Annotated in this window: 14 protein-coding genes; all 14 read right to left on the minus strand. The window is 32.8% G+C overall.

Annotated features, from left to right (window positions below):
• Window positions 1-102: 102 nt before the first annotated feature.
• Window positions 103-810 carry a PP2C family serine/threonine-protein phosphatase gene (locus Q5N74_RS16930; protein WP_304390185.1) on the minus strand — a complete coding sequence of 236 codons (708 nt, stop codon included), beginning with the start codon at window positions 808-810 and terminating at the stop codon, window positions 103-105.
• Window positions 807-6,227, minus strand: coding sequence for an ATP-binding protein (locus Q5N74_RS16935; RefSeq protein WP_304390186.1), 5,421 nt, complete (start codon window positions 6,225-6,227; stop codon window positions 807-809). Before Q5N74_RS16935 ends, Q5N74_RS16930 begins: the two co-directional genes overlap by 4 nt.
• A gap of 6 nt (window positions 6,228-6,233) precedes the next feature.
• Window positions 6,234-7,787, minus strand: coding sequence for a hypothetical protein (locus Q5N74_RS16940; protein WP_304390187.1), 1,554 nt, complete (start codon window positions 7,785-7,787; stop codon window positions 6,234-6,236).
• A gap of 2 nt (window positions 7,788-7,789) precedes the next feature.
• Window positions 7,790-12,520 (minus strand): protein kinase, encoded by a 4,731-nt coding sequence (locus Q5N74_RS16945; RefSeq protein ID WP_304390188.1) that lies wholly within the window; start codon window positions 12,518-12,520, stop codon window positions 7,790-7,792.
• The gene (locus Q5N74_RS16950) at window positions 12,508-13,869 is read right to left on the minus strand and encodes a restriction endonuclease subunit S (RefSeq protein ID WP_304390189.1); all 1,362 of its coding nucleotides are present in this window, start codon (window positions 13,867-13,869) and stop codon (window positions 12,508-12,510) included. Before Q5N74_RS16950 ends, Q5N74_RS16945 begins: the two co-directional genes overlap by 13 nt.
• A complete protein-coding gene (locus Q5N74_RS16955) occupies window positions 13,870-15,891 on the minus strand; it encodes a class I SAM-dependent DNA methyltransferase (protein ID WP_304390190.1) in 2,022 nt (673 codons plus the stop codon).
• A 17-nt stretch (window positions 15,892-15,908) separates the two neighbouring features.
• A complete protein-coding gene (locus tag Q5N74_RS16960; protein WP_304390191.1) occupies window positions 15,909-16,751 on the minus strand; it encodes a nucleotidyl transferase AbiEii/AbiGii toxin family protein in 843 nt (280 codons plus the stop codon).
• Complete coding sequence (locus tag Q5N74_RS16965) at window positions 16,732-17,733, minus strand: type IV toxin-antitoxin system AbiEi family antitoxin (protein ID WP_304390192.1); 1,002 nt, start codon at window positions 17,731-17,733, stop codon at window positions 16,732-16,734. Before Q5N74_RS16965 ends, Q5N74_RS16960 begins: the two co-directional genes overlap by 20 nt.
• A gap of 112 nt (window positions 17,734-17,845) precedes the next feature.
• Complete coding sequence (locus Q5N74_RS16970) at window positions 17,846-18,151, minus strand: hypothetical protein (protein ID WP_304390193.1); 306 nt, start codon at window positions 18,149-18,151, stop codon at window positions 17,846-17,848.
• A 64-nt stretch (window positions 18,152-18,215) separates the two neighbouring features.
• Window positions 18,216-19,073 carry a DUF4138 domain-containing protein gene (locus Q5N74_RS16975; RefSeq protein ID WP_304390194.1) on the minus strand — a complete coding sequence of 286 codons (858 nt, stop codon included), beginning with the start codon at window positions 19,071-19,073 and terminating at the stop codon, window positions 18,216-18,218.
• 31 nt (window positions 19,074-19,104) lie between these two features.
• Window positions 19,105-20,034: a conjugative transposon protein TraM gene (gene traM, locus Q5N74_RS16980; RefSeq protein ID WP_304390195.1), complete on the minus strand. Its 930-nt coding sequence runs from the start codon at window positions 20,032-20,034 to the stop codon at window positions 19,105-19,107.
• Window positions 20,035-20,066: 32 nt separating this feature from the next.
• On the minus strand, window positions 20,067-20,681 hold the full coding sequence (locus Q5N74_RS16985) for a conjugal transfer protein TraK (protein ID WP_034260993.1): 615 nt from the start codon (window positions 20,679-20,681) through the stop codon (window positions 20,067-20,069).
• A gap of 11 nt (window positions 20,682-20,692) precedes the next feature.
• On the minus strand, window positions 20,693-21,535 hold the full coding sequence (locus tag Q5N74_RS16990; protein ID WP_034260995.1) for a hypothetical protein: 843 nt from the start codon (window positions 21,533-21,535) through the stop codon (window positions 20,693-20,695).
• A 2-nt stretch (window positions 21,536-21,537) separates the two neighbouring features.
• Window positions 21,538-22,107: a conjugal transfer protein gene (locus tag Q5N74_RS16995; RefSeq protein ID WP_304390196.1), complete on the minus strand. Its 570-nt coding sequence runs from the start codon at window positions 22,105-22,107 to the stop codon at window positions 21,538-21,540.
• Window positions 22,108-22,114 lie beyond the last annotated feature (7 nt).

The following is a 22,114-nucleotide window of genomic DNA, read 5'->3' on the forward strand; positions in this document are numbered from 1 at the left end:
TCTAAAATTCTCACTTCAACATCGAATTCAATGTAACCTTGTTTGCCATTTTTGAGTATTACTTTTCCTTGTAACATATGAGTTTCTGAATAAGAATACCTGCTATTTAAATTCTGTAATATATATTAGACTAGCGTTATCATTAGCCTCATTTCCCAACCTACAATTTAATTCATCTATAAAAAAAGCTGAATTTTTTGAATTATTCATTAAAAACAGCATAGTTTGACTATCTATTATACTATGAACTCCATCCGAGCAAATAATCAATTCGTCATTCTCTTTAGTATCTAACTCTTGATAAGAAATAACAGATTTCTTCACGTCTCCTTGAATAGAACGAGTTACTATATGAGAATACTTCGATGGCTTTAAGGTTTTATTTGAGAATTCATTACCTGAAAGTTCATTTATTAAATTATGTGACTTACTTTCAAATACAAGTTTTTTACCTGAGTAATGCAGGATTTTAATGTCTCCCACCCAAAAACATTTTGCAATCCCTTTCGATAATATAATTGCACCAAGTGTTGCTCCTAGTTTTGAATGGTTTTGTTCTTGAAATTGTCGAATTGCAAGATTGGCTTTATTTATAGCTTTTTGAATGCTCTCTTTGTCTATTACTTCCGTATTTGACAAAAAAGTGAGTAAGCTTTCAGTTGTGATTTGTGCCGCTATTTCTCCGTTGTCATAGCCTCCCATACCATCAGCAACCACATATAAATATGTGTCAGGATTAATGTTTTTTACTAAAACAACATCTTGATTGATTTTTCTTTTTCCTTTATGTGTTAATGTTATTGACTTCATTTATTTCCTGTAGCTTGTATGGTACCACCTCCGTGTTTTGTTACTCTAGGTCTTGTCGATACCTTAACTGGTTTGGCAGATATACTTTTTTCTGTAGCTTTAGTTGCCCATAAAAAACCTTCTCCAGGTGTAAGAGCGCTCATATCTGCTGGTGTTAGTGTTGATAATTGAGTAATTGATTTTTGAATATGCTTTAACCATTGTGGACTATTAAACTTATGAAGTAAGACAACTGAACTTAATTCAATTATTTCATTTGGAAGACTTGGTGGATCTTGACTAGCTATCATAATGCTAACACCTTTGTGCCTCATTTCTCTTATAGCAGTTACTATATTTCCAGTCAAATCTTTATTGTCCATATATTTATGAGCTTCATCAAAAACAATAAACTTATTAAAGTGAAGGCCGTTATTTTTTTTAACGGCTGAAAAAATATTTAGCATTATAACAAATAATCCTAATGCTTCATCTTTAACTATAAATTCATCTCTCAAATCGACAACAATTAATCGACCCGGTTTTAAAACATCTCTCATCATAAATCCATCATCGACATACTCACGAGCAAAACTTAATTTTTGCCTAGCCAAAGCCTTTTGAGAATTACTTAACAGCTCTGATGCTTCTACACTGTCTGAGAGGGCTTGTATAGTTATATTAGATCGATGCTCTTTCATAATTGCTTTTAGTTGTCTAATATAAGTTGAATCATTCCCAATGGCTCCTAATATGAACATCCAATCTTGCACGTTCAGCTCTTTAGAGTTAAAAGCAATTGGTAAAACTTTAATCGAAGGGTATTCAGCTTTTCTTTCTTCAATTTTGTCCTTTGGGGTCAATATGATAACATCTTCAATATTATCTGGTTCAGCTCCATACCTAGTTTTTAATTTAGATAGTTCATTTTCTTTATCATTTGGTAAAATCATCGAAGTGAACTCAGGCTCATAATCCATACTTTCACTGTAGTGAAAAATAACTCCTGCTAATGGAGAGGGTAATTGATTTATATTGCTAAACTGCTTTAAAACCATTTCTGAAATTGTTCCAATGGTGTAACTTTTCCCACCACCCTGAACACCAAACAGACTTATAGTATTTGTTTCACTTAAGTCAATTGCAATTTTCTTTTGGAGAATACTCTCACCAAGAATACCAAATTGGTTACTTGCTGAAGTTTTTCCAATTAATATATCATACTTGGGGATAATGTGATCTTTAGAAGATTTTTCTGCAATAGAAGCATCCACTAAATTTGAATTTATATCCTCAGTAGCTAAATTTTCGGTTTCACTATCTTTGGAGTCAAGGTTTTCTTTAATTGTAGAATCAGTATTTTCAAGCTCTATTTCATTATCTGTTTCTGTAGAATCTAAGCCTTCTTCGGTATCTAATTGATCTTCAAGCTTAGATTTAAATTTTTGCATAAATGGTTTTAGCTCATTTTTATTGCCGAATGCGTTACTAATATCTTTATCAAAATCACTTTCTTCGAGTCTTTTTGTATTTAAATCAGAATCAGGATCTAAAATATCATCAATCAATTTACCACCAAAAGTGAAGAATATAGAGTCATTATCTAAAACTGTTTTCTTATGTCTTTCTTTAGCTGCAAAATCAAATATTAATCCTAATCTTTTAAACTTTAAAGAAAATCCTGCATCAAGATTTTGCATAAATGCAAGATACTGGTTGTATGCATTGTTAGATAGGTAATCATATCTATTTGCTCGTTCCAAATAGAAAGTAAGCAATGACTTTAATTCCTTATTCTTAATCTCTCTATCTAGTCTGTCAAAAGAATTATTATATTCTGGATCAAAATGGTTGCGTAAAGCTTCAATAGTGTTTTCTATTTGATCTAACATCTTTAATCTTAGCGCGTCTTTTTCTGTTTCGCCCAACGATTTCCTACATTTTATTTCTATAACAGTAATAGAAATTTCTTTTTTAGTTGGATTCATTGAGACCAAAAGATTATCTGCTCTAGATTTACTACCTGAAGGTAGATTTTCGAATAAATTTTGATGAAGATCAATTGGGATAAGGAAAGCGTCTTCCAGCATTTCTTTTTTCTCTAGAACACGTTTAGTAAATGCAGAACCAATAACTTCAAAAGCCTTATTTTTTGTTGAATTAAGCTGTAATACTAAAGAACTACTCACAGCTCTAAGATCCTCTAATAGAATTTTTATTTTATGTTCATCCTCCTCATTATGGATGTCTAAATTAAATTCTTCAAAGTGAGGTCCTAGTAAGCCTAAAACTTCTGATGTAGGTCGAGTAGTCAGAAAAGATGATATTCCAAGAATTTCTTCGCCTGGAACATAGTCTAGTAAAAACGGGATTTTACCATCTTTTGATGGCTGGTCAAAAATTTGAGGACCTAAGTTTTTGTCAAAAGTGACTACCCAATCTGAATAATCGTGAAGGTGCGTTAAAAGGACTTTGTCTCTATCATTTAATCTTAGCTGAGTGGAAGGAATCGAAGCAGTGAATTTTGAGACTAGCGCGCTACTAACAAAGCTTTGAATATTTTCAAAAAGTTTAATACCATTTGCTCCTGTGGTATCATATTTAATTGGCAATTTGTTGCCTTGAATAAATCTGTTCCATTTTATTTGCGATCCATTTTCATCAACCAAGACCGAAGAATCCGTTATTAATCCGTTTAAATAAAAGTTTCGATCTTCTACTGCAGGTTTTATAAGTTCAATAGAGATAGGGAATGGGCTTATTAAAAAGCTCAAGTGAGAGGTATAGCTTGAAGGGTCTCTGAGAAAATCAGTTATATTATTAATTGAAAAGCGAAGTTTAGGGAACAATCTATTTCTAGATGGTTGAGAAAATGCTTCAGCTTCCTCAGAAATATTGGACTCTGGGTTAATAAGTGCTTTTAACGACTCTCCGTGCTCAATAATCTTATCATCTCCTGTAAATATTCGGACTTCATAATTTATATCTTCAAATGCCTTTTCTTTTTCTAATTCGACAAAAGCATTGGAGAACACTTCTGCATCACCTGCATTAAATAAATTTACAACTAGCTTATCTATATATGGGTGTTGTGCTAAATAATTTTTTATGTGACGAATGACTAACTTTAGGCTTAAATCAGTTTCAACATAGTTGTCTTTGGTAATATTAAATAATAACCTTAAATAGTGCTGTAATTGTCTAGATATAGAAGTCATTCCATTTTTTGACTCCTGAGAAATCGTGCCCAAATAAAGTCCCCAACCGAATGATAATTCACCGCTATAATTATATGCTTTTTGCGAATTTGGCTCAATTAATACTAACTGATTATTTTCTGGAGATAGATTACCTATAAATAAATCTTCAAGATGTTGTGACCAAGCTTCTTTATGACCTGAAAATTCTTTGGTTTGTCTTTCCCAGTTTTCAAATACTTCAATAAGCTGAATTGTCCAAGCAAGTCTAAGCGGATGCAATGGCGATATTAATAAGGCTTCAACTTTACTGCCATCAGGCAATTTGCTTTTAACCCTAGCTACATCAATCATTTGAAGGTCAATCAAAAACTCTTTTAGCTTAGTCTTTTCCTCTAAGTCAATTTCATTAGATTCTAGTTGTGTTTTTAACTTAGTCGTCCATTTTGTGTAGCTATCAACGTATTTTTTAATTTCTTCCTTAAAAACAAATATGTTTGACGTTTCAAATATCCCATCTCCATTTTCATTAGAATTTATGATAGCATCAAAAACTTCTTTTCTTTGTTTCAATAATGACTTGGGAGCTATCTCATTAACTTCACTTTTTACGAATTCGAGCATTTCGAATCCTATAGCTAATTTGTTACTCTTTAATTGAGATTTGACATACCCAAGACTATCAGAATTTTGCAAAAATTTATTTTCTATTTGCCTAAGCTTTGTAGATATATTAATTTGATAATTATGTCTATCTGAATAATTAATATGAAAGGTAGAAGAGTGCTTCTCCTTTCCATCATTTATCCAAAGATTTGAAGTTTCTGAAGGTTCAGGGATATGGTTATCTTCATCATTCTTTAGTGCTTCAATTCGATATTTTAAAAATGCTTGTAAGACGTTATTAAGTTTGTCCTTTCTTTGATTTTCGTCTCTATCAATTACATCTTCAATTACATAATCAAAATCATCTGAATCACAGGTCAATTTATAAGGAAAGGCATTTTTTTGTGTCTCAGGATCATCTTTTTTAGCTTGTTCCCAAGCTTTTTGAATTTTAACATCTCTAAACTCGTCGTCTGAATTAAGCATATTTCCGTGCTCGTCCTCAGCTAGAACCTTAAGAAAATAAGAACCTTCTTCTATAATATTAGGATTAAGTTCTAATGTAACATCTCTATACGGTCTGTTAGAGTTTGAGTTTTTAACTTTTCTTAAAACTGTAATTTCCTCACCATTACTGCCATTTACAGCCATCAAAATAATTCTAAAGAATTTCAAGTCCTTGATGTCTTTAGGGTTAGGATTGGTGCGGAAACGAACTTTCAATTTGGCAATTTTACCTTCTTGAGCGTATAAAACGTTTGTTCCTTCTTCAACTTTTAAATCAGTAGATTTTACTTCCTCAGTAATTAGTTTAATGTGAGTAAAATCTAAATCAGGTATTGGCCAATTACTGAAATTTAAGTTACTGTAACCATCATTTATTGACTTACAAATGTCTTGAGCATTTTTTGCATCCTTTTCTTTTTTTAGAAAATCTACAATGTCTTTTTGAATGGAATCGTTTTCTAACCTTAAATCTGCAATACGATCATAAAGTGGTTTGTTAAAAGCAGATAATAAGGCAACACTTTCTCTATTGAAATTAAGTCTAGACCTTATTTTTTCTTTTTGATTCAATAAAATATTATCAGGAATTAGTGATAAATGAAATAAGTTATTTCCAATCGAATCAATATCATACTGATCCTCGGAAATTGCAATCAGATAATCAATTATTTCAGAATTAATGGGATCTAAGTAATCTATGATATCAGTAGATATTACTTCATAGATGTCATCTGGAATTTCGTTTCTTAATGAAGCTACTAATTCGAACTCAATGCCTTCTAATGAAATTTCTTTGAAAGTTGCATTACCATAAGAATCTTCCGCAGCTGTTCTACTATTAGAAGGAATTAAAATAAAGAGTGGTTTATCCTGCTTATTTCTTAACTCAATTAGCTTTGTTGCAGTAATGTATCTATCATCAGATTTTTCAACTTCAGAAACAATAAATAGATCTAAGTGTTTGTGTTCATCTCGAATTACATTCCATAGATATTCCAATTCTAAAACACCTAGTCCTGTAATTTTCATACAATGACCAGCAGAAGCATTTTCAAAGTCTGGTTTATGTAACTCTAGAATAAGGTTAATTATTTTTTGGTAGTATATGTTTATGGTAACTGTTTCCATTCTTATCTAATCGTTTAATTCGTAGCGTGGACGTATTCTTTGTAAAATGTATGCGTCGCTTAAATCATTATAAAATCCTATTTGACGCAGTTTCATTTTGAATGATTCTACATTTTCTTTAAAAGCAAGGTGAGTATTAAGATCAGCTTCTTTAAAGCGTTCTTCAGAAAGGCCATTAATAATTAGACCATATCTAGTTCTTATATTTTCAATAAGTTCTTCTATAGATAAAGTCTTAGTTGTAAATTGATCATCAGCAACATCAAGAACAAGTATCTGAACTAGAGTTTCTAGTAATCTTGTTCCCAAGACAAATCTTCTAGGATGCTTTTTGCTTCTTCCTTGAGCCATAAAACCACGCTCTGTGTTTTTTTGAGCTAGATTATCTATAAGCTGAACGTGATAACGGTATTGATAAGCGCCACGGGCTTTAACAATAAGTTCTATGTATTTATCAAAATAGGTGTCTTCATACTTCACCATATCCTTAATAAGTTCCCTATCATCTTCTTCAAGAGAATTATAAAGGTTATCCCATTGTGTTTCAAAATAAATTTCAAAACCATTTGGCTTCTTTGCTAATGCTGAAAGTGCTTTATCTAAGTTAGAGGAATCTGTTTTTTCTAACTTGAGTCTTCTTAGGGCTGCATTCACTTGAAATGTAGCCTTAACATAATCGTAAACACTGTTTGTAAGGTTTTCTGCATCACTACTTGCTAATTTCGCAATTTTACTTTCATTGTTATCTGTAGTGTCTATTACAATGCTCCAGTTATCCTTTAGCTCAACAGATCCTTTCTCCACCATTTCTGGAAGCAGATAAACTAATTTTTGAACATAAATAGATAAGTGAAACGATGTTATTGTTTTTAAATAATCTACAACTACGTTTCTTGGTATTTTTCTCTTGTAGACAAGCAATCGTCTTACATCATCACAATAAAGTTTTGCTTGTTTCTTAAGTAAAGGTTTAATTTTATTTAATGAAGTATTTGTATCTAGAAAACCAGGTTTAATATTTTTAATAATATGCAGTAGTCCTAAACTATCTACATCCAATCCATCTTTTATAGTTATTTTATTAGTGGTATTATCCCAACCTTCCATTAAAAAACTTTTTAAATCTTCTTTAACTTTGGGGTTAGCTCCAAGCATAAGATATACTTGATCTGCGGTATTATAATCTCTTGTATGCGCTGCATTTCTAACACGATAGCTTTCAAGATGAATTGGTCTTAAAGAAGATATTTTTTCTTTATCGAGGTTTCCTCTAAAAACCATATTTACTAAATTACTTCGCATCCATAATACTGCTGCTTCTTTATTCTCGCTGAAACCCTTTACCGCTCCATCTTCTTCCAGCTTTCCAAAAACGCGTTGAAGTGTTTCTAGGTCTATAAATGAATTACTTCTTGCCCTTTGTCTTGGTCTAACACCGTTATGCTTTAATAACATAAATAGGTTTACAAAAACATTGTCAATATTTACAGCTTTGGCATCACCCGCATAGATAAGCTCATTTCTTAATACACTTTCTTCTTTATTTAATTTGATTGCCATAACTATAATTGCATTGTTTCTATGTTCAAATGATTATTTTGATCCTTGCTAATTTCATAAAATTCTATATTGTCCTTTGTTACTACCACTTTATTATAAATAAGGTTTTCTAAGAGGTTTTTGAATATAGTTAATTCAACAAATTTCCCTCTTATGTCATTAAGCGAAGGACTATAACCCTTTTGAATAAAGTATAACATTTCAAAAAGATCTAATGAAATAACTAATTCAATATGTAACTGTTTTTTATGCCTAAAAACGAGACTATCAGGTTCATACTCCAAGTATTTCACCAAATGATCCGTACGGCTAACAAAAAGTTCAAAATCATTAAGGTCAAAGAGTCTAAACGATTTACTAAAGGGGTCGTTAATTTCTGAAGAGCTTAGTACAAGGTGCTTTTGCCAAATAGTCTCATTTTCACAACCTTCATTCATTGAAATCGCTTGAGAAATAGACATTTTTAGTTTGTGCAACGAATCCTCAGATAGCTGGTCAAAAAGATTAGGAAGCAACTTCTTTATTGAATCGATATTGGGTGATGATTTAAAACTTGTCCAACTAGATGGTTTGTATTCTACAATTGGTATTATCTCATAATATTCTGTGCCAGGATTAGTAATACTAATTTGTTTTATAGCAGTTGATTCTTCTTGAATAATATTTTTAATTTGTAGTAAACACGCTTTTGCAAAAGTTGAGTCATCGTTAAAGTCGTGACTACTAAATTCAAGTTTATTTTGTTTAGACTCTTCATTACCAGTAACATAATTTAAAACAACATCAGAAACACTATTCTCCTTATCTACATTTAACGCTTTATAAAAACTTAGCAATGACTGGTAAGGCAAACGTTTTTGATAATTATTGATACTCCCTTCAAAATATTGATGTCTGACATACGTTTTTTGAATCGTCTTAATTTTTTTAATTAGCTCATCTGTTTGTTCGTGAGCAGGCACCCAAATTTTATAATTATTAAAATCATCTATGAGATTAAATGATCTATCAGAAAATTCTAAGTAGTATCTATTAATGTGCTGACCAAAAAATAAGTCTCTATCTAAATTTGGTATTGCAACATTTCCAATATCTGTTTCACGTAATAGCTTAACCAATCTATCGTTGTTGCCAGAGTCTTCAGAATCTGAATTTGTTAGATTGAAATAATACAATTGCCAATATTCCTCTGGCTTATTTTGGAGTTCAGTATAAACACTTTCTACTTCCTCACAGCTGTGATCTCTAGAAAGCATAAAAGCGATATAAGATCTTAAATCTCGCATCGTTATATGTAGCTCCCTTTTTAATGCAACAGTACGCAAGAGCCATTCCATTCTAGTGATAACTTCATCACCAGAGGCAGGGTCATTTAAGGATTCAACGTTATATTTTATGAAACATTTATTTGCTATGGAACATCCTTCACATTTATTCCAAAGACTCTTTTTTGTTAATGTTTTAACTTGTTGTCTAAACAAACTCGGTTCCTGCTCGTCCACAGCAGTTACAGATCTAAGGTTGAGATTTATAATCATTAAACCTTGTGGCAACTCAAAATGACCTTCTTTATAAAAATACTGGTCTATGGTGTCGTGAAGTGATTTATATTTTTCTGAAGTTTTTAAAAATTCAACAAGTCTTCCTTCATTTATTGCAATAACACGTCCTTCATTGGCATCATTAAAGTTTTTCAATCCTTCAAAAGGATTAAAAAAAGATTCTAAAACCTGATTATTAACTTTTCCATCTTCATCTTGAGAGCCATCATAGTTACTTTCAAAAGATATTCCATTCACATCAAATTCAGCTCCATTTTTATGCCCAAACCGTTTTAAATTTTTAACAGTGGGATCATCTTCAATTTTTCTAATGAAGGCAGTTTTACCATCTCCTGCATTTCCTGTAATAATGATGAGTTTAAATCTTGCATCAAGAATATCTGGAATTAATTTTCTATCCAGTTTTGATGGAGAATAGGTAAGTTGGTCGTAGTTTGATCCACGGTCATTAACACGTGTTCCCCAGTTTCCAGATTTAGATTGGCTGTAAAGGGAATTAATGTAATCTACGATGTCTATTCCTTCTACATCAATTTTGTGCTCTTTAAGTCTGCTTGTATTATCTTCAAAGGATTCTTTTAACGCACTGTATACTCTAGAAATATTACCATCATTAAAATTGCGAGCACCACCTTTCCAGAAGGTTTCATTGATTAAAATTTCATCATCAACTTTGATGACAATTCTAAGATTTTCGCCAAAAGAAATTGAACTCTTAAATCTTTTTATGGTATCCTTAAACTTACCTAGCGAAGAATGAACCGTCTTACGAATTTCACTATAAGTAGACATTTCATTTAACAACTTAATACTAGTGCTGCCTTGCCTTATAAAAACTTCTATACGGTAGAGCTTACCATCTTGGACTCCTTCGTTACTCGTTTTGTTTTCTGCAAGTAGATTATCTTCACCTATTGCCCGTAGGCTATCTAACATTTCTTTAGCAGTAGTAAAGCGAGAACTCGCATTGGTACTAATAGCCTTTAATAAAAACTCAGAAAAGTCTTCGGATATTCTTGAGTTATGCTCTTTTGGATTGGTTGGCGACTTGCTAATACTTGGAACTCTAAATTGTGGCCAAGGATAGTGTTTTGTTACTAATTCATACAAAGTTATTCCTAACGCAAACGTATCTGCGGAGAAGTCCCAATTAATATTATGTCCATCTAATAAATCTGGCGCCAAATAAGGATTCGTGCCAACATATGATTTATCATTCTCTTTTAATGAAGCTACATTAAAATCAATAAGTACAAATCGACCCTTATTATCCCAAATAATATTTTGCGGTTTTACATCTCTATGAAGTATAGGTTTCTCCCTCGATTGAAGATATTCCAGTGCCGATAACATTTCGATTGCTAATCGATAAACAGTTGAAATAGATAAGTTCGCATCTGTTTTTATATAGGTGCTTAAATTATCACCATCTAAAAATTCTGTAGTGGTGTAAAATTGATTTTGAGGTGTCGTTCCATTCCAGCTAAATTTTACAATGTTAGGATGATCTAATTCCCTCAAGGCATTATATTCATCTAAAACAGAAGTAATATTCACACTTTCGTGAAAGAGTTTTAATGCGTAATCACGTCCTTGCAGGTCGTGTTTTGCTTTAAAAACTCTAGAGTAACCGCCACGCCCTAAAATTTTATGAATAATATAATCTCCAACTTTATCACCTTCTTTTACTTCGTAAGTGTCTGTTGCTTGGGTAGAACTAGAGGTTATGCTTTTTGTTTGTTCTTTATGCGACAACTCTATTTTTAAAGCATCATCAATAAATGCTTCAAGATCTTCTATACTATCAATACGTTTGTCGCTATCTGTAAGTATTGTTCTCAAACAGATTTCGTCAAGCCATTTAGGTAAAGAATTATTCTCAGCAGAAGGCAATCTATCTTTAGGTAATTTACCACCTAATTTATCGAGTTCAAAAGGACTTTTTATAGGCTCTTTGCCAGAAAACAACCAAGATATTAAAACACCTAAAGAATAGATATCTGAAGCTCTAGAAGCATCTTTTGCAATAAGTTCTAAGGGGTGATATGGCGAAGCGTTAGATTCACTAATAGTATGCATTACTGTATAGCCATTATCATTATGATCTGTAAAATAGGACTTCCCAAAATTGCCTAAATACGCATAACCATTGTTTAAAAAGATATTCTCAGGGTTAATATCTCTATGAAAAATGTTTTCTTTATGTGCCGCTTTTAAAGCACTCATTATATTCTTGAGAATATTTACACGTTCATCTATTGTAAAGGTTTTGTTTCTCGCAGCAGAACGCAATGAGTCTTCCTCCATTAAATCTGTAATCTCATAAAACAGGTGGTTTTCTTCATCTATTTTAAACTCTACAGGTAATATAAATGGATTGGATCTTATTTTTTGAAGTGCATTATACTGGTTCTTTATACTTTCTTCACGAGAGTGCAATTCTTCTGGAGATAGACCAACGACTTGCAAAGCATATTCTTTAACGCGCTTTCGTATGTTTGAAGTCACATTTTTTGGCTTCACCAAATATTCTACGTAATTATCTGATTCTTGTTTTAAAATTTCAATAATCTCATAGCCTTGCACTTCCTTTTTTTGATCTGGAGACTTTTTGTTTTGAGCACCTATAAGAAATTGAACAATGTCATTTTGAATATCTACAATGTCATCTTCTCGTTTGCCTACTTGTTCAGGAGATGTAATATGATTAATAAGCTTATCTGATAATGTAAAAGTCATATCAGCCGCTTTCTCCCACATTATGGGTTCAAAAGAATTAGGATAGGATAGCGTAACCATATTATCTATCCAAGCTTTGCCGTATTTATAATCAGCCTCCTTAAGTTTTGAGGCTAAAATGGCAGTCTTTTGACGATTAGTTTTAAGCGGATTAGGTTTTTGCCTATCATTTATATACCAGTAATCATCTGCACCTTCTATACGTCCTTTCCAATCTTTATTTTCTATATTATAAATAGCGTGTGGTGCAACAACAACCAAATCATATTCCCAAAATTGGGTGCGGTTGTTTCGTGGATTAGTAGATGCTATCTCTACGTTAGGAATTAAATAGTAATTGTCTGGAAGCTTGATTTGTAAAAAATCTAGCAAACGTTTTTCTCCAGCATTTACAACCGAATCAAAATATGGTGGTTTAATTATTTTTGCCATTCTTCTATTTCTTTTTCAACTAAATCAATTGCTTGGTTTTCTTTTATGATAGACTGGTCTAATTTCAATACATAATCCTCAATTAACTCGGAAATTTTTTGCTGATCTGATTTAGACAAAATCGGCATATTTATATTACCTATGAGGTCTTCGTTTAAAGTAATAATTACTGACCCAAATGATGATGCTTCCATACTTCTGATTCCATATTTAGTTCTCAAAAAACAGAAAACGTAATTTGGAGAAATTTTAGCAGGGTCAATCACAAGTCGCAAAGCGTGTTCCGAAACAGCTGTTTGATTTAAATCATTACCAACTAGAATAGTATTACCAACTGTTCCTGATCGACTAATTAAAATATCTTTACTATTGACTAGCATTGAATCCAAACCATTTGTTTTAGTACTTACATTTTTACAATTTCTCTTTGAATTATAAACCATCATCTCAGAAGATGAAAGAAAAGGAATTCCCTTTTCTACATATATTCTTTTACCGCGTCCTCCTACAAAAATTGAAGACGCATAGCTGCTAATTTTGTCATATTGTAAATCAGAATTTTCCTCCTTGCTAAGACTTTTCCATAATAACTGGTATTGCCCATCTAGTCTTTTATGGAAAGAATCTATTGTTTGAGATGATACTCCTCCAGTTTGAAACCCCAGTTGAGTATTATTTTTACTAATCTTACTTTCAAAAAGGCTTATCGCCTTTTCAATACTTAAACTAGATTGATATTTAAGATTAGATGAATCCACAATCAGACGATTGATTTCATTTTGCTTATGCTCACTTGGTATTAATATAGGGAGTCGACCTAGTTCTGATGGAGATATCCTTGGAATAACCGCCCCATAGACCATCGATTGGATGTATTCATTTACAGTTAGTGAACTCAAATATGCATAAAGATATCCTGAAGAAATAGCCGAAGATTCTACTCTAATTATTTCTTGAGAACCAATGCATCCAGAAAAACTATTATTGACATAAGCAACATTTCCAACTGTACCAGCACAACTGATCAATATTTGACCTTCCTTTAATTTCATTCTTTCAATCCAAGGAGTATACTTTTTAGATATATTTTTGGAAGTGTCTAATGGTGCAATTTTAACCATATCACTTGCGGTAATATATTTGAAAGCAAAATCTACTTTATTAACGAAAACTCTTTTAAATATGCCGCCTTGATAAATATCTCCACATAAATTCGAAAGAAAATCAAAAGGTATATTTTTATCTAGTAAATCAGATATTGTTTTTTTACCTCTATTTAAATAATAATCGGGCTTAAGGACAGTTAGTCCTTCCATAAAACGAGTAATTTTTATAAATCCACTTTTCATCTAATTATCGAAATTTAAAAATTTCATAAATGATTTGTATATTTTCGGTAAATCATCGTCTAATTGCTTTAGTTTTTCCCTTCTTACTTTTAATATTTTCTCTCCGCTAATTTTTTTAGTTAAATACTTGGTTTCAGTATTGAAAAGTAATTCAGCCCCATCATCATCTCTTAAATAAATAGGATTTCCTCTTCTATCCTTACCCAGTTTTTCTGCTATAGCCATAAATACTTTATAATCCTCATCTTTTTCTTGAGCTAATTGTCTTTGCTGCTCAGTCTTCTTTTCTAAGAATAATAATGAAGCTTGAACACCTACTTGCGGTAAAAATGCTTCTACAGCTAAATCTATAGAGGCTAATATTTTGAAACGATCTAAAATCCATTCTCGAACTTTAAGCATATTTGGATTCCCCAAAATACTATCGGGTAGTACGATTGCCATTTTACCACCATCTTTTAAAAAATCATAACAAGCTTCAATAAACAACACTTCAGGCGCAGTGCTAAATTTGCTTAAATGATAACGTGACGCAATATCACTTTCCACTTTTACTTTTGCTCCAAAAGGCGGATTGGTAAAAATCATATCAAACTTGCCACGGGCATCTGTACCGTATGCATTATCTATATCTTGCATTTCGTGCAAGCTTTTATCAATGGCATTGTTAATTTTTTCAACTTCTGTTGGGTGTTCCCATAGAGGGTAAGCTAAAGAGTTTACGTGAAAAATATTTGCGTGGCCATCACCACCCATTACCATATTCATTCGGGCAGCTTTTTTAAGATCAGGATCAAAATCAAAACCAAAAATGCTATTTTCTGCATAGATTCTCACTTTTTCATTAACTTCTGGAGAGTTGTATTTTTCTACTAAAAATGGACCTTCTAAATCTGGAAACATTTCTTTTGCCATTTGTTGGCGTACGTGGTCTAGTACCATTACCAAGAAACCACCAGAACCACAAGCAGGGTCTAGCACACGATGGTGTTCTTTTGGGTCAAGCATTTCCACCATACATTTTACAATGTTACGTGGTGTAAAAAATTGTCCTGCTTCTTGCTTTAAAGTATTGCTTACAATGGTTTCATAAGCCAATCCTTTAACATCTACAGAAGCATCTAAAAAGGAATACTTAGCTAATTCTCCTGCGATAAAAGCTAAGCCTTTATCTGTCAAATCAATACTTTCGTTTCCTTGAAATACTTCAGAGAAAATATCGGCACTTTTAAGTTCTTCAAAAAGCCCTTTTATTCTTTTAGCTACAGCTTTTCTACCTTCTTCTGAATTTTGTTCTTTAACACCAACCCAAAATTTACGACGGTAACTTTCACCATTAGGCAATTCCATAAAGCGACGTTTTTCATCATAGAGCTTACAAAATATTAAATTTAATAGCTGCCAGAATGCATCTTTCTTACGACCTTCATTACCATAAATATAATCGTGAGAGCGTTTAAATACTTTTACCAAAGAGTCGTTTGCAGGTGTACGTGTATGTGAACGATCTGCTCTATCTAAATCTTCTAGTGTTTCTCCTTCACCAGGAAAGTCAGACAGATCAGTGAAATTATAATCAAAGCCAATATCATCTTCTTCCTTTTGTAAGAAGTTGTAACTAGAACCATTTGCCCATAGCCCAAATTCACAACTTTCTACCGCACCCATAGCATTTTCAAGTGTGGCTGTTAGTCCTTTCTTTTTATCTGTTACTTTAACTTTATCATCTTGAACGATAGCGATCCTAATAATAAAATCTTGCTCGTGCCGTTTACCTTTTTCAAAAATAACTAAGCTTACTTTTTGCTTTTTTGTTCTGCCAGTTTCAGGATCTTCATATTCAACGGTAAAATCGCGCTCCATATCATCAAGATCAAACCCATATTCTTCATTAAGCATTAATAGTACTGACTGTAGATTAGATTCTTGAGCTTTTATCTTCTTGACTTCTCCTGAGAGAATACAAACCAGCTCATTATCTTCTAATACTATTTCTTCTTTACTTTTTATATCTGTAGACATTCTATTTAATAGTTCGTTTAGTTAAGTTGGTTTATTATGTTTTGAAGGCTTTTTAAAGCTTCTTCGTAAGAGATGGTTTTGTGTGTTTCGATAATTTGATTTATTAAAATACTGTGCTCTTTCATCTTTAAAGTTTCTATTAAGGTTTGCTTTACCGTTTCCAAATCTTTAGGATATCCTTTTAAAATTTCTAATATGTCAATTCCAAGTAATAAGGCTCCGCCAGTAAGTATGGTTTGATCATCAGAATAAACCAATTCATAGTGTTGTTCTGCCGCACGTTGGTCATTGATAGACAAATAATTTTCTAGTATGAAGCCAATGTCATCTGCATCTTTGTTGTTTTTGTGATGGCGATCTTTCCAAGCCATTATTTTTAATAAAAAAATACCACTTAAGGAGGCAACTTTAATTTCAATTTCTTCGTCAACAATCACTTTTAGTGATGCTTCTTCAGCAGCATCAAAACCTAATACAGACATTGCAAAACTTTCATCTGGCGGCCAGAATATTTTACTATCCTGTTTCATTATATCACCAAAAGGAACAATGTCTAATTGGAATTTATCTTTATATAAAAACCGCTGCTTTTGATCCTTATCCTTGGTAAAATTCTCAAGACTAATTATTTCTTTTTCAAATTTTTGCCATTGCTCCCAATCATTAACGGTTATTGCGATGTCTAGATCGTGTGTTAAGCGACCAGATTTTTCGTTATGTAACTCCATTACTATATCTCTGGCAGTAGCTCCAATTACAAAAAAGGAAATACCTGCTTGTTCAAAATATTCAGTTAGCTCTAATAGAATTGGCTTCAATAGAGGATGTGTGAATTTATCGCTAGATATAATTAAGCTCATTCTCTAGTATTTGTTTTGCTGTTTCAATATTTCTACCAAAACCGCTGTTAATTAAATCTGCATATATTAAAAGTGCTGGAGCTGTTTTTTTCTTTTCAGAATTGTTATTCCAAAATTTTTGTAAAATTTCTACGTCACCTTTTTCACTAGGCACAAGCTTTAGGGATCTAGCTACCTCAGATAAATCTAAATTAGTAAAGAGTGTAAATTTTTCCGGTCTTAAATTTTCTGTAAGTATTGCAGCTCCTGGTTCTCCCCCCCATAAAACATAACCATCATTGATATGTGTATCGATATTTCTCCATTGTTGTTGAAAATCGTTATCTAAAAATCGCATTCTTTTTCTCATTATACGAGGCCTTAGTACTGCGTTGAATGCAACGATCCATCTTTCTATTAACTCATTTTTATTTTTAAGAACACGTTTATCACTAGTTTTTAGTAGATAATTTAGATCTTCTAATTCTGCCATAACATTGCTAACAGAACCAATTGAAACGTCTGCTTTCTCTGCTATTTTTCGATAAGAATCTTGTAAATGTTCTGGCTTATATAATAGTTGGAATAGGATTTTTAATCCTGCTTCTTGAAAAGCACGAGATTGGTTTGTTCTTTCTTTCTTGGCTTTCTTTTGCCCTTCTATAAAAATTACTAAATCATTAAATTTTATATAGGCGTTGCCTGCAATATCTATATAGTTAATATCACGATTTTTGAATTCTTCTGCAGCCGTTTTAGAAATATACTCAGCGATTAAAATAATAGGTCTGTTATTATTCTGTTTCATCTCTTCTAATTGAGATAGTACTAAGCCTTGGTTAGAAGTTCTAACAGCTGATTTTGCCTCTACGATAAATTGCTCGTTCTTGATGCGTAAGAGTGCATCATAGTTCTGTCTACTGCTATCTATGTCAATAGGAATATTAATTAGCTGTTCTAGCTTAGAAGTAGCTTCGTATATGAAGTCATTGTTGCGATACATAAGATCAAGTGTTCATTATTTTGGTTTGTTCAGTGACAATGAACATTCAAATATAGTGAACATATTGAGATATGCAAGATAATATAAGAAAAAAATGATTTTGAAGCTTATTTTAAAAAGATCCTTTTTCCCTAGGACCTTTATTAGTTACTTTCCATTGGTCATTCTCTTTAACCAGTTTAAAGATTCCGGTCTTTCCATCAAAGGACGTTTTGTATCTTACCCAGGCAATTTCACCATCAATGGCTTCATCTAAGATTTCTACTTCGATTATTTTATTGGAATCTGGTAGCATATCTTGAACCGTAATCAAACTGGCATATCCTTCTGATGTAGTATGCTTTTTTAGTGTGGATTCATCTTTAGAGAAAAAACTTTTCGCAACAATTTCAGCGGTTTCTGTGTGGGACCTATTCACATTTCCAGAACAAGAAATGAATAAAACTACGAGTGAACAAATAATTAATCTTTTCATAATATTATTAATTTGGGTTATTAATATATCTGTGTGATATCTTTAATTCAACATTGCGTTCGCCAACTTTCTCGTTCAATTCTAAAATTGCCCTGCGGTCATTGGACAATGAAAATTTGGGCAACACGTAAACGAATCGTGTCATCTTACCCTCTGCAATTTTTGACGGTAGATTGTGCTTGTAAATAGGTTCTTGATACAAACTCTGTAGAGATTTCTTTTTTCCTTTTTGTCTTGTTTCAATCGAAAGGTTCAAGAAATTCAAATCGTAATCCAACGTAGAATTATTCTCAATCTGGATAACGAAGTAGAGTTCTTTTTTATCAAAAACAATATTCTCAACACTCAAAACAATGCCTTCGTTTCGCTTCTTAATTCGACCTATACGCTGGTTTCTGTTAAGAAGATAAGAGCAGAATTTGTGATAATAATACGTTCTGTTGTCTATACTATCTTTAATAGTTGCAGTCTGAATAGAATCACTTACTAATGGCTTTTCATTCCCAATACTATTTGATAAAGGAATGAAGTAATTGAGCTTAGACAGTTGCTTTTTATACCTCACAATATACGAAAAAATTGATCCATTTCTGTTGACTACCAGTAGATTACTTTCTTTCCCAGGCTTTGCCTGAAGTAATCCAAAGTATTGTTCTTTCTCACGATTGTAGGTAAAAACAAAATTATCCGAACCAGTTATACCCTGACGTATAGGTTCTGGGAAAAATAGCGCAACATTTTTAGTGTCGTTTGCGTAAATAGTGTCGAGGACTGTGTTTGTTTGCGTTGTAGCTTGTGCCCAGCACAATCGAGGTGCGATAGCGGACATAATTATAAGAGCTGAAATAATGATATGCTTTTTCATAAGAGTGCGTTTTTAAATGCCCATTATGGGCTCATAATTTTGGTTTTAGAATTAATCTGTAATTATTTAGTACGGTTACTTTTATGTTTCGATTGTTACGCCTAAACACCTTTGTAATTCCGCCTACTTGTGGAACGGTAGGAATATTGATGTCGCTAACAATATCGTCTATAACTTCGGTGGTAGCTTCTGCTCGAAAATTGTTTTGTACATAGATGCCCTCACTACCATCCGATAAATCGAAGGCTTTGAGTTTGGTGGGATGATGCTTTATATTTTCAATTTCAATTAAAGCCCGATTGGGCTGAAAGCTTATAAATCCAAAAACTGGTGTGTTCTTTGGCATCAATTTGTTATTGATTGTTGCAGCTTTTGTAAGACGCATTCGCAATCTGGTATTTGCTTTCACAATTTGGTCGCCATCGACAACCACATAAATGGTTTCATCTGTATTGCCAATAATCGAAACTTCGTTTGGTTTCGGCGAAGCAGCAAAGAACAGTTGATGTTCCAAACCCAATTCTTTAGCTTCTATTTTTTGTTCTCTTTTGATATCGGCTGAGTCTATTTGCTGTGCAGTATTTTGAGTGATTTTCTTTTGCCCAAAGCTCTGGTGTCGCTTTTCGGAATATTGAATTTTGCCAGCCTCGTAAATACTATCTACGATACGTTTCTTTTCCTGTTCTGGTAGATCAGGATTGTAAAGACCTGTTGAATCCAAAAATTTTTCATCGTAGATGCTAGGCGCATTATTTTCACGCACTTCTTTTAAATCATTGATAGCATCCAGTTTAGAATCATACTCTTTTTGGTTTTCATCTAAATCTGGCACTAAAGTCTGTTCAAGATTTTCATTTTCACTATTATTATCGCCCATAACCATCATAGAATAGGAAATTAGGAATATGAAAATCACGACTAATACCGCTGCAAATACTATTTTATTCTTTTCTACTTTCATAATCGTGGTTTTTTTAATTGCCGATTATCGGCTCAATTTTCATCGTTTAATTTTTTTAAGGTGTTCTCGAAATAGTTTGTAATCAATAATCCGTGTGGATTGTTTGGAAAATTTCTATCAACTGATATTAAGTTTCCACTAGAAATAAGTTCGTAGGTGTCTATTATTGAACCACGATTGATTTCAAAAATGGTAACGGTTCTAAAGACATACGTTCCGTTTTGTTCTTCGATTTGTGAGTTTGTGCTCAGCACCTTCTGAACGAGCGAGTATTGAAGTAATCTGTTATAGACGCCATCAGCCTTTTTCTGGCGATATAAATTGTCTACAGAACTATTCCCTAGCCAAAGTGCCTTTTCAAGATTCCGTTCGTAATTACTTGCATCGATGTTATAGAAGTAGTTATGAAATAGGTCTAAATGTGCCAAAGCTTCAACCTTAAAATTCTCTTTTTGGGTAACGAGTTTCAGCGGAATAATACTGCCATCAGTATTAATAGCAAAAGCGCTATTGAGTGCTTTTTGATTTGTGCTGAATGCCATCCAAAGTGAAAAGATGCTAGATAGCATTGCAAAAATGACAACTGCCAGTACGATAAATCGGTTCAGTTTTAAGACGGCATAGATGTTTTTATAAGGTGTTTTCATTTTCATTGGAATTAACTGGTAAACAATCTGAGCGTGAACGATGTGGCGCGTTTGTATAATTTGAATTTTAGGAAGACAATAAAAAATACCGACCCTAACTGAACCACAGGTGCAAAAAAGCCCTGGCCAACATCTGTACCAAAAAGGTTAGTCCAGAAATTAGTGTTGATTTCAGTATAGAGCGCATTTACAAATACATTGACCAAAAAGAAGGCAGGCACCAACATATACACCGCAGCATATAACTTAAAAAACGTGTAGGCAAGCGAACGAAATTTTTCAAAAACCGCTAGACTAATTACCAAAGGAAAAAAGGCTTGCATTATACCCAATAAGAAGTAGCGTTCCGCAAGGAATAGTGGGTAGATGAACAAATCCAAAATCCAAAGAAAAAGGCTAACGATAAATGCAAATATTTTGAATCCGTAGAGTGGTGTTACCAATGCTTCATATAAGAGCGTCATAGCAGCTTGCGCTACCTCGATGATACTTACATCTTCTTCAATGGGAATATCTTGCATCTGCAACGGTAATAAAGCAGGTGCTGTACCACGATATTGCGCTTCTATCGAAACCAAGATACTATCGAAAAAGCCTAATACTTGTGTCGAGAATATGACTAGAACAACAATTGCAAAATTCTTCATCAATTCCCCAGGACTCAATCCCCAAGTATAGCCATCCTTATCTGCAACACCTTCATTATACTTTTTAAGGATATTAATTAAAAAGAACAGAACAGCAAGCGTTTTCATTCCGGCAATAGTGTATTGCGAGAAGCTGCTGTTCTGTATGGTTTGAAACACCGCATCGATGTATTCCAGTCCAATCCCTAAAAGTATGGTTGCGGTCATTTTTAATATTCCGTTTCTCTGTTATTTACTTTATCCTGCATTTTTCTGAAGGAAATAATATCCTTGTAGCGTTTCGTTTTTGTCTGAATATTGGAAACCATTTCTTTCGATTCCAATTCTTTTTCTTTTAAAACTTCCGCACGTTCAGCATCGGTCATTTTTAGATTATCGCTAGATAGTATTTCGCCCATAAAGTCAACGGCGTCCAATGAGTTTTGAACTATCGCATCAAAGGATTGTGCAACCCGAGTAACTTCCTCTGGTTTGATGTAAGGCGAGTTCAGGATGTCTTGTAAATCATTCTGCATTACATTGATAAGGCGCTGATTGTTTTGTGCTATTTCTTGAACCGCTCTAAGTTGTTGTACCACACTTGATACTTTCTCGACGCTCTCTTTTGCATCTTTTAAAAATTTTACAGACTTAATCATTTGAGCTGTCTGTTTACCAGATTCTACAAGTTGTTTTATCAAACTGACAAAATTGGTATTGTCATAAGTTGGCATTCCCTGGGCTTTAATATTTAAGCTAAACAGTAATGCGATTGCGAGTACTAAGATTTTTGTTTTCATTGTTTTT

This window comes from Mariniflexile sp. AS56 (genome assembly GCF_030552475.1).
Taxonomy (GTDB): domain Bacteria; phylum Bacteroidota; class Bacteroidia; order Flavobacteriales; family Flavobacteriaceae; genus Mariniflexile.

Bases quoted from the DNA above. Each gene is read 5' to 3' on its own strand.
- Q5N74_RS16930 (WP_304390185.1), bottom strand. From the start codon at position 810: ATGAAGTCAATAACATTAACACATAAAGGAAAAAGAAAAATCAATCAA.
- Q5N74_RS16935 (WP_304390186.1), bottom strand. From the start codon at position 6,227: ATGGAAACAGTTACCATAAACATATACTACCAAAAAATAATTAACCTT.
- Q5N74_RS16940 (WP_304390187.1), bottom strand. From the start codon at position 7,787: ATGGCAATCAAATTAAATAAAGAAGAAAGTGTATTAAGAAATGAGCTT.
- Q5N74_RS16945 (WP_304390188.1), bottom strand. From the start codon at position 12,520: ATGGCAAAAATAATTAAACCACCATATTTTGATTCGGTTGTAAATGCT.
- Q5N74_RS16950 (WP_304390189.1), bottom strand. From the start codon at position 13,869: ATGAAAAGTGGATTTATAAAAATTACTCGTTTTATGGAAGGACTAACT.
- Q5N74_RS16955 (WP_304390190.1), bottom strand. From the start codon at position 15,891: ATGTCTACAGATATAAAAAGTAAAGAAGAAATAGTATTAGAAGATAAT.
- Q5N74_RS16960 (WP_304390191.1), bottom strand. From the start codon at position 16,751: ATGAGCTTAATTATATCTAGCGATAAATTCACACATCCTCTATTGAAG.
- Q5N74_RS16965 (WP_304390192.1), bottom strand. From the start codon at position 17,733: ATGTATCGCAACAATGACTTCATATACGAAGCTACTTCTAAGCTAGAA.
- Q5N74_RS16975 (WP_304390194.1), bottom strand. From the start codon at position 19,073: ATGAAAAAGCATATCATTATTTCAGCTCTTATAATTATGTCCGCTATC.
- traM (WP_304390195.1), bottom strand. From the start codon at position 20,034: ATGAAAGTAGAAAAGAATAAAATAGTATTTGCAGCGGTATTAGTCGTG.
- Q5N74_RS16985 (WP_034260993.1), bottom strand. From the start codon at position 20,681: ATGAAAACACCTTATAAAAACATCTATGCCGTCTTAAAACTGAACCGA.
- Q5N74_RS16990 (WP_034260995.1), bottom strand. From the start codon at position 21,535: ATGACCGCAACCATACTTTTAGGGATTGGACTGGAATACATCGATGCG.
- Q5N74_RS16995 (WP_304390196.1), bottom strand. From the start codon at position 22,107: ATGAAAACAAAAATCTTAGTACTCGCAATCGCATTACTGTTTAGCTTA.